Genomic DNA, 11638 nt, shown 5'->3' with positions numbered 1-11638 from the left:
TTCACGACTTCAGTCTGTCGATGCCGGCGTAATGGTCACGGCCTGGGGCGTAATGGTGACGCTGTTGTAAAAGGCTTCAAAGAGCTGGGCCGGGACGTACATCGTACCGTTGACATTGACCGGGCCGGCACCGTACTGGAAGATGTGGTTCAAGTTGACCTTCTTGATCGTCCCGATCCGTTCATACCAGTCTTCACCGGGCTTGACGATGATATAGGCAATGTTCATTTCTACGCGAACGCTCTGATCGTCAGGATCCCAGGTCACGGTATAACCGAGCTGTTCCGCCACTTTCCGCAAGGGAATCATGACCACATTATTTTCCTGTAAAACAGCCCCCTCTGCCGGGTCCATGACCTTGCCGGCCACCGTCAATTGGCATTGCTGCACCGCCGTCAATCCGGGAATCGCCGAATACGGCCCCATGACCGGTCCTTCATCATAAGCCCAGGCCGGCCCGCAAGCCAAAGCCGCTACGACCATCGCTAAGATAATACTTTTCTTCATAGGGATCCCCCCTTTATATAAAATAAAATTGAGTCATAAATAAGGCATATATAATATATTCGACAAAGCCCGCCGTTTTCCTGCAAATATTTAAAAACAACCTCTCAGACCGCCTCCGGCGGCCAGCTCCCCTATAAAGGGAGCCTTGCAAAAAAAAGCGCTGCCATAAAAGACAGCGCTTTTTTGCAAAACTAAAAATCGAAAAATCCGGCATTATCTGCCATGGGCACGACAGGGAATCCTGTCGGTACGGGCTGGATGATCATGAACACCAGGGCTGCTAGGACGGCAATGCCCAAGGTGAGGTAAGAAAAGCTTCCCTTTTCTTTATGTTCATATAAGCCAAACAGGCGGATGCCGACGGCCGAACCGATGGTAGCAAACAAGGCACCCAGCGAGAAATACTGATACATAGCATACGATGCCAGCAGGGCGATGATCATGGCCCCGTTGATGACGATGGGATAGCATTTAGACAAGACCGATTCGGGATTACGGCGCATCGCCGTGAGCCAGTCCGTCCCGTCGATGCCGCTCAGACCGGTGAGGAACGTCGATGCATAGAGCAGCTTATCCCACCAGGCCGTTCCCTTGCGGCGGTCTCCCGTCCGCCACATGAAGAAGGCGTAAATCAAAATAGTCACGCCGCCGACGATGTAATAATAATTTTCCGGGATGAACTGGACGAGAGCCGTGCCAATCGTCACCAGGACAGCGGCGAGGACGACCATCTGACCGATTTTCCCCTTCGTCGGACGCGACTTGGCATCCATTTCCTTATAAATCTTGGCGAAGATTTCCATGAGGAACGTGAAGACGAAAAAGACGATGCCGATGAAAGGATTGAGCGCAGCCAGGGCAATGGTGATCAAAATCGGGATGGCCAGGCGCACGCCAGGGAAAAAGGTGAAACTCTTGATCTTCATGACGTGAAGCTGAGAATACACCGTAAAATAGGTGAATACATTAAACATCAACATAGCGGCAATACATTCGACGGGCTTGGCCCCCATGTACAAAAACATGAGGAGGACGCACATGCTCATATTGATGCCCGTAAAACGGGCGAACACCGTCCCCAGCAGGCCAGCCATGAAGAAAGGCGCTATGGCCGATAACATTTCCATGAACAAAACATCTCCTGATCCAGATTATTTCAGATGGTGGCTGCCCCGTTCGGTCATGGGGATGCCCTGTTTGCAGAGCGGGCATTCTTCCGGTTTGTACGTCGGAACCGTCAAGTGAAGCAGGGCCTGGACCTTATCTTTCGGTACGCCGAATTCAGCCTTGCCGCCGCTACGGTCGACGAGGAGGCCAACACCGACGATGACGCCGCCAGCTTTCTTGACAACGTTGACAACTTCCTGAACAGAACCACCCGTCGTGACGATATCTTCGACGATGAGGACGCGTTCACCCGGTTCGATGTGGAAGCCACGGCGAAGAGTCATGACGCCCTTTTCACGTTCCGTGAAGATAGCCCGCGTGCCGAGAGCCTTGCCGACTTCATGAGCCAGCAGGATGCCGCCGGTCATAGGACCCATGACAGTCTGGACGTTCTGGTCCTTGAAACGTTCTGCCAATTCCTTGCAGAGCTTTTCCGTATATTCCGGATGCTGGAGAACGTTGAATTTTTCAACGTACAGCGGGCTGTGCAGGCCCGACGTCAACAGGAAATGGCCTTCGAGAACGGCTTTCGTTTCTACTAATAACTGTCTTACTTCTTCTTCTGTCATCATGATTGGTTATACCCCCTGAATTTCTGCTAAAATCTTTTCCGCTGCTTCTTTCGGATCGGCAGCCTTGGTAATCGGACGACCGATGACCAAATGGGATGCCCCGTCGCGCAAAGCCTGGGACGGCGTCGTGAACCGCTTCTGGTCGTTGGCTACGGCAAAGGTCGGACGGATGCCCGGCGTGACGATGAGGAAATCGGGACCATTCATTTCCCGGATTTCCTTCGCTTCATACGGCGAAGAAACGGTCCCGTCGATACCGGCTTCCTTGGCCAGTTTAGCCAGGTTCTTGACCGATTCGGCAATGCTGTACTTGCCGCCGATTTCTTTCCACGCATCTTCATCGATGCTGGTCAATACCGTCACAGCCAAAAGGCGAGGCCGTTCGATATTCAGCTTGGCCGCTTCATCGCGGACGGCTTCTGCAGCCGCTTCCATCATGGCCCGGCCACCTGTGCCGTGCAGCGTCATGAGGTCGGCGCCGAGACGGGTCAGGGCGCGGATGCTCTGGCCTACCGTATTGGGAATATCATGGACCTTCAAATCGAGGAAAACATGTTTCCCCTGGTCCTTCAAATACCGTACTGCGTCGGGACCGGCACTGTAAAACAGTTCCATGCCGACTTTATAAAAAGAAACACTGTCGCCAAGGGTTTCTACGAGCTTCTTCATATCCTCCAGTGAATGGACATCCAAAGCCGTAATGATGCGATCATCTGCCATGGGCTACCCCTCCTGTATATAAATATAGGCATATCTAATTAATTGTGTCATGTTTTGGGAAGCCTGTCAAGGAAAAATGCCTCACTGCGCCCATTGCCCCTGATACCATTCATAGGTCCGGCGGATTCCTTCTTCCAAATCCATTGCCGGTACAAAATCCAGGTTCTCTTTCAAGGCACCATTACTGAGGACCGACCGCAGAATATCCCCCGTCCTAGGCGCCGTATAAGTCACATCTACGGAATGGCCAACGGCTTTTTCAAAACTATGGATCAAATCGTTGACACTCGTTTCCTGGCCCGTCGAGACATTCATCGTATGATAGCCTTTGAGCGGCAGCGCCCGGATAATGGCCTGGGAAATATCGCCAGCATAGACGAAATCGCGAGTCTGGCTGCCATCGCCGAAAACCGTAAGCCCCTGATGATGGGACAAGAGCTTACAGAAAATGCTGACGACACCGCCTTCTCCTTTTTCGCCCTGCCGTTCGCCGTAAACGTTGGCAAAACGGAAAACCGTCGCATCCATACCGTATAATTCATGATAGACTCGCAGGTAATGTTCCGTCGTCATCTTAGTAACACCATACGGGGAAGTCGGCGCGAGCCGTTCCGTTTCCACTAAGGGAATGTTCAGATTATCCCCGTACACGGCAGCACTGGACGAAAACAGGATGTGCGGCACGCCATGAACCCGGCAGGCTTCCAGCACATGAAGGACGCCTTCCAAATTAATCTGGCAATCGAGGACAGGCTGTTCCACCGAAACCGGGACCATCGTCTGCGCTGCCAGATGGACGACAGCCTCAAAATGGTGATCGGAAAAGACAGCGTCAATAGCTTCTTCATCGCAGATATCGCCTTCAATGAGTTCCATTCCATCGGGCACGTGGTTCCGGGACCCACTAGACAAATTATCAAAGACGACAACATCCATATCCGGCATTTCTTTCAACTGTGCTAAAACATGCGACCCAATGAAGCCGGCACCACCCGTAATCAATATTTCCATGAGCTATGATTCCCCCTATATATCCTATAATACCAATTATGCTATATGTCATTATACATTGTATCAACAAATGTTGGCTGAGGCAACGTTTCCGCTTTCTGTACTAAGCAGCGGATTTCATCCAATTTTTTCTCACTATCGACATTCCGGGAGTGGAAATCGAGGAGCTTATCAAAATAGCCTTGCTCCCGTGCCAGCTGACGGCTCCGGGGATAGACCAAATCGAAGTACAGACACAAAGCACCGACATAAAAATCCATGAAAGTCTTCTTATCCTGCGTCCGCACCAGCTTCCCCTGGCGGGCCTGGGCCATGACGCTGTCAGAAATAGGCTGGTTCTCAAAATCAGCCCAATCGACGTTCCAAATATTTTTCTTCTGGCTCATATACAGGACATAGACCCGGAAAATATCGATTTTGTCAGCATCGCGGATGAGCTGGCAGAAAAGCCGCTGCCGCGGCGTCAAATTCTCCCGCAGCTGATAGACATTGTGCTGGTCGATAGCCATGCGGATAACATCATCCAACCTCCCATCGTCGAGAAAATCGCGGATATGACCGTCATCAAACAAATAATGAGCGCCATACTTGGCATGGTCCATGGACCGGTAATCGACAAACGTATGGTACTCCCGCAGCTGTTCAAAGCGGCCGATATCGTGAAGCACGCCGATAAGCCAGGCCAAATCTACCTCATCCTGGGACAAACCCAGGCTTCCCGCAATCTGCTCACAGAGAGAACTCACCCGTAAAGAATGAGCATACTTCAGCCGGACCCCTTCTTCCCCCTGGTCAAACCCATGGACATACCGCGTAAATTGTGATACCACAAAATCCCGATCCATCAGACTGCCCAACCACCTTTCCTATATATCCTTAATATAAATCATCTATAACGCTAATTATAGCATATACTAGCGGACTTGATAATAACGCAATAATAACGCAGGCCGTAGTTCGCAGACCGCAGGCCGGAACTCATCGCCATCGGCGATGTCGTTCGTCGTAGGCCGTTCATCGTTCATCGACGCCGAATCAGATGCGGCGGCCCGCCGCAACAGACTCATGATTGTATTACGACCATGCGCCGTCCGTCATAAATTCCGGATATGCACAGGATTCACGCGGGCCGCCCGTTGGGACGGCCCCTACGGAATCGCAGTCAGGCGATGAAAAAAAGCGTGGTCCGCAGGCCATAAAAAATACACGGCCAACGGCCTTGTGCGTAGGGGACGCCCAGAGCCTTTCTACCCCGACAGGTACCGACCATCGGGAGGTGCAGGACGGTTAACAGAACGGACAGCAGCGACGGGCGGCCCGCCGCGAATCCTGTGTACAGCCGAAATTTATGACAGACGATGCCGGGTCATAACATAATCTTGAGTTTATCGCAGCGATGCCGCATCTGAATCTGATTTTTACAAAACCCGAAAATAATAAACTCCTCTTTTTTCTTTCCTGACAATACCACAATCAATTGCTTTTTTAAGCAGTCGGGATGCAGCATTTTCGCTTATTTCAAATTGAGTTGCTACAATTTGTCTATTAAATGGATATTTATCTTCATAAATTATCAACAATTTTATAAATTTATCTACTGTACCTGCTCGAAATTTATTTCTACATTTTTGCCGTATACTAGTCATTAACACTTCGAGATGAACGTTTTCTCCAGTAAGTTGCGTTTCTTCCCCAGTAAGTTGCGTTTCTTCCGTAGCATCCTTGATTTTTGATGCAATCCCTCTATTCGGTAAAGAAACAAGAAAAAAATACTCATTGGAATAAAAAATTGGCTTATTCTTATAATAAGTATATGAATTTATAATCCGACGTATCCCGCTGCCTCGACGATCCATATAATGCAGTCTTCCAAAAATATCGGAAATAATCTCGTTCCTTCTCATGGACGGTACCATTCTTAAATCCAAATCTTGAATACGACTTCCATTCATCATACCGCCAGGCGAAGATATTTCCATACGGTCATCATACATGTCAACATGTACTTCAGCACCCATATTTTGATAATCTCTATGAATCAAGGCATTCACTAAAACTTCGCGAACTGCTTTAAAAGGATAATCGCTTTTCTCCTCTCGACGCATGCCCTGAACCGTCCATGGATTTTTTGAATTATTTCGTATAAACGCTTCTGCATTATTCAGAAGCATAATCAAACTAGTCCCAAAAAACTCTTGATCATCTAATGCATCTCCATCAATTTCTCCTTTTTCAAAACTCATAAAAGCCCCTACGCATACGGCTATTAGCCGTACTTTTTTTTGCGAACTGCAAACAGCGACCTGCGGGGCTACTGGCCCCTATTTTCGTATAGCACCAATGCCCCGCTTCACTCCCCGGATAACCATGACTAAAAAAATTCCAATCATACACCCAACACCGTCGAGTACCACATCATGCCAGGTCGATGTCCGGCCACCGGAAAACGACTGGATATACTCATCAATTGCTGCCACGCCAATTCCAATCAAGAGCACCCAGACTTTATGAGGACGTCGCGAAACTAAAACAGAAAAGCCGCTCAATACCATTCCCAGCGTTGTATATTCCGTCAAATGCGCCAAGCGCCGAATGACACCGTCACTCAAATAAGGCGCCACCGCCGATCCTTGTATCCGGGCCAGGACCCACGCCAGGACCCGCCGGCTCTCGGCATGAGAAGCCACTCCATTCTGCATAGAATGCCACCAAATTACACCGATGACGCCCATAACCAGCAACCCGACTACAACCTGAATCCATCTACGTCCCATACATGCCACCCCATCCCAAAAAACAATCGCCCTCATTGTACCGCAAAAAATCGTCCCTATCGGGGCCCTGTAGGGGCCGTCCTGAAAGCCTTTTTGGCCCGTCAAGTGCCGACCACCGGAAGGCGCAGGACGGCTGCCAAAACGGACAGCTGTGGCTGGCGGCCCGCCCAATGATGCAGTTTACGTCGGACTTAAAAAGGCTCCACTGCGAAGGGGAGCTGTCAGCAAAGCTGACTGAGGGGTTCTTCCAACATTATATCAGAAAGCTACGGCTGCAAACACGATAAAAAACAACAGATAAGCCACATTAAGCGCCGTAAATATTTTCAGGAAATAACCCTGCCGCCGTGGATAAGCGCGGACGAAGATGCCATAAGAAATGAGGCTGGCCATAGAGGCAATGAGCGTCCCTAATCCGCCAATATCCGTTCCCAACAGCAACGCCGCAGCATTATCGGTAAAACCGGACAAGAGAACTGCCGCCGGCACATTGCTGATGACCTGGGATGCGAATATCGCCACTAAAAACTCGTGCCCAGTCAGGAATGCAGCCAAGATTTGCCGGAAAGCTTCCCATTGACTGATATTGCCAATAAGGATAAAAAAAGCCACAAACGTACCTAACAGCCGGTAATCAACATAACGAAAATAACGCGGGACCATCAGCGCCGTGACCAGGACGACGACCGCCAGCGTGATACGGTAATCCAGAAGATGGGCCACCGTCAGTAACGAAAGAAAAAACAAGGCTCCCAGCATCCAGAGCTGCCGTGGCGAAGCCATGAGCGGAACTTTCTCCGCCCGCCTGGCCGCTAGCCGTGCGGAAATAGAAATCCGCCGGTTCGGCAGCAAAAAAACAGAGGCAGCCAGCATGATCATCGCTGCTATCGTATAAGGCAACAGCAAGGCCATAAATTCGCCAAGATTCAAGGCATAATGAAAATACAAGTATAAGTTCTGCGGATTGCCTACTGGCGTACACATACTGCCCAGGTTAGCCGCTATCGTCTGCAAAGAAATAACGACAGCCATTTCCTTTTCACTGGCGACACGACGCAGCGACAAGAGTGCAAATGGGACAAAAGTCAGCAGCGATACGTCATTCGTCACCCACATGCTCACAAAAAAGCAAGAAAAGACCAGAACCATCGCCAACTGACGAAACGTTCCCAGACGCAATAGGAGCCGGGACAATAACACCGAAAAGACGCCGCTTTCACGAAAACCGCCAATGACAACCATAAGGCAAAACAAAATCCCCAGCACGGGCCCATTGAGATACTCCACATACCTCATCGACGGCGGCACAATGACCATTGAGACCAACACCCCCACAGCCGCCAGCAATATGACAAGATTATTTTTCACAATACGCCCCACAAAACTGACCTCCGCCTCAAATTCTTCGTTAAGTTCATTCAATTGCTCTTTTCAGTATCCGGGATGCAGCATTTTCGCTTATTTCAAATCGAGTTGCTACACTTTGTCGCTTGAAGGGAAAGTGCCAGCCTGTTTTGAATTTTTTATTCTAACTGAATCGTTTCTTCTCCCTTCAAATATACTTGAACTCGATTTTCTACGTTGACATCATTTACAATCCATCCTCTGGCCTGGCATAATTGCTTGAATAATTCAATTCGATTAACGCCCTTCATCTCTTTCAAGGTAATAACCAGACCAAATGGAATTTCCCGTCTGGCATGATTGTTTAATCGTTCTTTGCAATATAATTTGATACCCCAAAGTCCTTTTTCATACGCTTTACGAGGTTTCATGTTACTATAAATCTGATCAGCAACTATTTTTACGTTATCCCATTTCCGATAATCATTTCTGGCATCTTCTTCATAAATAGAGTGCTGGCCCGGTTCAGCCTGTAAATTTCCATTAATAGATTTTATCTGTAAACGTTGTGCTTTATCAATCATTAATCGCCCAAAATGCAAATCTAACTCCGTATCGGTATAATCCACACCTTGATTACGATCACACAACGGAAAATAAACCAAAGTAGCTTTGGCAAGATAAGGATGCTTATTCTCTACAACCGGGACAGGCAATTGATATGTATACGTACAATAATTCTTAGTCTTTCCAAAAATAATAAATTTAATTTCATCATCGGGAGATTGCAAAATATCTTGAATAGAAATGGGCACTATGCCATACCCCTTTTTTTCATCTGGCCGACAATACCATCCCGTTGCAGCATCAATCAGCAAGGCTTTAGCCACTTCTCGAGTAAATCCCATAATGTAAACCAAATATGCCATTTTTCGGGTAATCCAAGGCGCTGCAAAAGAAGTTCCAGCTGTCTGCTTTGCCCCCAATACATTGTCACATACCGTTATAAATTCATGTTTTTGCCTATCTCCACCATAATAGCTAACATCTGGTTTTACAAAGAAAGACAATACAGGGCCACTTCGAGAATAAGATGCACTTTGATTCTGAAAATTTACAGAATTCACAACAATAGAATTTAAAGAATCTGCCGGGGCACCGATTTTATAATTGTTTTCATGTTCATGTGCAGCAGGTAAATTCGTTCCTGCTACTACAAACACTATATCATATTCATTCTGCAACCGATCCAGTTCAGCAGCTTCTGGCGAAATAAAATTATCATTAATCTCTAATATAGAACCTAAAGAAAGATTCCACACCTTAATATCACGATTTAACCGTACAATATCCCCAATCTGCTTTATAACCGAAAAAGAACTAAATTTACCAGCAACAGCTACTCCGAAATGCCGAACTCTAAAACGACCGCATCCATCATCTAAATCAGGATTCCCCTTAGGACCATCAACAATGATCGAACTGACAGCTGTTCCATGTGCAAAATCCATTGGCCCAACGGGAATATCTTCAGACAAACAATTAGTATAATCTACCCATTCATGAAAATAGACGTCTTCATTAAAGGGAGTATCAATAACGCCAATAACAGGTTCATTCTTAGGAGATGGAATAAGTTCAGGTACTTCCGATACTTCTGTCAATGGCTCAGGAATATACTGAGTCAAATCATTTACCCCCATAGCTACCAGATATGGAGCTTTTTCCAACAACATATGTATTTCTTCTGGATTCATTTGAATCGTGAGCTGATTGAGAATTCTGCTTTCTGGAATCGAAATACCAAATTTCCCTAACAACTCCCGTGTTTTTACTTTAGTTTTGTAAATTGTTATAATACATGCTTCATGAATATCCTTTTCCAATGTATCAATACGAAAACATTGAATATTCGAACTATCTACAATAGTTTGAAGAAACCTGGTTTTAGATAAACCATCACACACGAATGTTCCTTTTTTTAATTCTTCCACATCTTCATATGAAAGCTTACCCTGATAGTTTTCTTTCAAAACGTCATACACTTTTTTTAAAACAGCTATGGTCTGAACAAGTGCTGTTAACGGGATAAAATACGTAAAAACATGGTGAGCATGGGATTCCGGATCGATTATATCAACAGTAGTCTCAAATTTTGCCCCTACTATAAAATCATTGGGGGAATTATTAGTACATGAAAGCAAAAATTGCAATCGACTTGATTTAGGAACGATGCGAACATAATGCGCGCTAACTAAAGCACCTTCAATCTCTGGATGTACAGACCAATAATCAGCTATTTTTTGTAAATCATTAGCTAGCTCCAGTAAATGGTCGGCCTTAACTACTTGTCCTTTTTTTAGTGAGATGCTCCCCCCTCTAGCTTGATTTGACTTATGTTGGAATTCCCCCTTTAACTCCAATAAGTTATTCATTTATAACGCCTCCTTAAGCTCTCTATCAATAGTACTTTTAGATTTATTTGTGAGTATAGCCATCTCTCTTACTGTAAATTTTTGTTTTTTTAATTCACTTAAATTATCCGGATTTTTACCACAAATTGCGCTATATAATCGTCTAAAATAATCACATTCGTCATTAGGGTTGCTAAAAGCTACAGCCGTACGGACTATATTCTTCAAATCCCCAGGATAAGGTAATTGATCCATTAATTTCATAATTTTACGAAACAGCCGAACATCCCGATTTTTTAAATGCAATTGATCTAAATATCGGTTTAAAATTTTCTCAGCAATATCCAACAAATCGTCCTGTGTATATCGATTAAAACTAATAACCGAATCAAATCTCCTGATTAAAGCTCTGTCAAAATAGGAATATAGATTGGTTGTCGCAACTAAAATAATATCCTTATCCAGTAAATCAAGACATTTCAATAAAGTAGAAGTAGCTCTTCCCATTTCCCGTAAATCATTATTATTTGTTCTATCTAAAGCCAATGCATCAATTTCATCAAATAAGAAAATCATATTATATTTTTGATAAATCCCATTCATTTCTTTAAATAAAGCTACTATATTTTTTGCAGTCTGCCCTAATCTACTGTCAATAAGTTCAGAGAAGTTCACCATATAAACATCTCGATTTAAAATTCTGCCAAGTTGTTTTACTGCTTCTGTTTTTCCTGTACCAGGAGCCCCTTCAAATAAGAAACGATGAATCCCCATATGATGATTAATAGCGTTTACAATCCCTAATATATCATTCATAATTACGTCTGGTAAAAGCAGCATTTCTTCACAAGCAGAAGCCTTATCAAGATATTGCAATCCGGTATATGTTTCTTTACTTTCCTGCACTTGTGGTACAAACGTATTGGCATCTGATAATAGTGACATAAGATAAAGTCCTAATTGGGTATCTCCACTTTGATCGAATTCTTTGGCAATTTGATAAGCTGTAGTCCTAAATCCAGCATCATTACCTTCTGCATAACATTTAATTAAATTTACAATATCTTTTTTTTTCATCACACTCCAGCTCCTTACACTTTACAGCATCTCTTATTTCTCCTGTCATTAT

12 protein-coding genes are annotated in these 11638 nt (G+C 45.6%); all 12 read right to left on the bottom strand.

Annotation, left to right across the window (positions count from 1 at the left end):
• Positions 1–9: 9 nt before the first annotated feature.
• Positions 10–507, bottom strand: a complete 498-nt coding sequence (locus tag C6362_RS05805; protein ID WP_014015803.1) for a copper amine oxidase N-terminal domain-containing protein — start codon at positions 505–507, stop codon at positions 10–12.
• A gap of 191 nt (positions 508–698) precedes the next feature.
• Positions 699–1634 carry a type II secretion system F family protein gene (locus C6362_RS05800; protein ID WP_014015802.1) on the bottom strand — a complete coding sequence of 312 codons (936 nt, stop codon included), beginning with the start codon at positions 1632–1634 and terminating at the stop codon, positions 699–701.
• A 24-nt stretch (positions 1635–1658) separates the two neighbouring features.
• Positions 1659–2246 carry an orotate phosphoribosyltransferase gene (gene pyrE, locus C6362_RS05795; protein WP_014015801.1) on the bottom strand — a complete coding sequence of 196 codons (588 nt, stop codon included), beginning with the start codon at positions 2244–2246 and terminating at the stop codon, positions 1659–1661.
• Positions 2247–2252: 6 nt separating this feature from the next.
• Positions 2253–2966, bottom strand: coding sequence for an orotidine-5'-phosphate decarboxylase (gene pyrF, locus C6362_RS05790; protein ID WP_014015800.1), 714 nt, complete (start codon positions 2964–2966; stop codon positions 2253–2255).
• Between the two features lie 81 nt (positions 2967–3047).
• Positions 3048–3977: an NAD-dependent epimerase/dehydratase family protein gene (locus C6362_RS05785; protein ID WP_014015799.1), complete on the bottom strand. Its 930-nt coding sequence runs from the start codon at positions 3975–3977 to the stop codon at positions 3048–3050.
• A 41-nt stretch (positions 3978–4018) separates the two neighbouring features.
• On the bottom strand, positions 4019–4822 hold the full coding sequence (locus tag C6362_RS05780) for an HD domain-containing protein (protein WP_014015798.1): 804 nt from the start codon (positions 4820–4822) through the stop codon (positions 4019–4021).
• Positions 4823–4891: 69 nt separating this feature from the next.
• Positions 4892–5044, bottom strand: a complete 153-nt coding sequence (locus C6362_RS11990; protein ID WP_157868796.1) for a hypothetical protein — start codon at positions 5042–5044, stop codon at positions 4892–4894.
• A 351-nt stretch (positions 5045–5395) separates the two neighbouring features.
• On the bottom strand, positions 5396–6220 hold the full coding sequence (locus tag C6362_RS05775) for an ATP-binding protein (protein WP_014015797.1): 825 nt from the start codon (positions 6218–6220) through the stop codon (positions 5396–5398).
• 78 nt (positions 6221–6298) lie between these two features.
• Positions 6299–6751, bottom strand: coding sequence for a VanZ family protein (locus C6362_RS05770; RefSeq protein WP_041647440.1), 453 nt, complete (start codon positions 6749–6751; stop codon positions 6299–6301).
• 258 nt (positions 6752–7009) lie between these two features.
• A complete protein-coding gene (locus C6362_RS05765) occupies positions 7010–8173 on the bottom strand; it encodes an SLC13 family permease (RefSeq protein ID WP_232501489.1) in 1164 nt (387 codons plus the stop codon).
• A gap of 101 nt (positions 8174–8274) precedes the next feature.
• Positions 8275–10530 carry a S8 family peptidase gene (locus tag C6362_RS05760; protein ID WP_014015795.1) on the bottom strand — a complete coding sequence of 752 codons (2256 nt, stop codon included), beginning with the start codon at positions 10528–10530 and terminating at the stop codon, positions 8275–8277.
• Positions 10531–11586 (bottom strand): ATP-binding protein, encoded by a 1056-nt coding sequence (locus C6362_RS05755; protein ID WP_014015794.1) that lies wholly within the window; start codon positions 11584–11586, stop codon positions 10531–10533. It abuts the gene before it with no gap.
• Between the last annotated feature and the right edge of the window lie 52 nt (positions 11587–11638).

Source organism: Megasphaera elsdenii DSM 20460, assembly GCF_003010495.1.
Lineage (GTDB): Bacteria > Bacillota > Negativicutes > Veillonellales > Megasphaeraceae > Megasphaera > Megasphaera elsdenii.
This window is presented reverse-complemented; position numbering and strand designations above follow the sequence as displayed.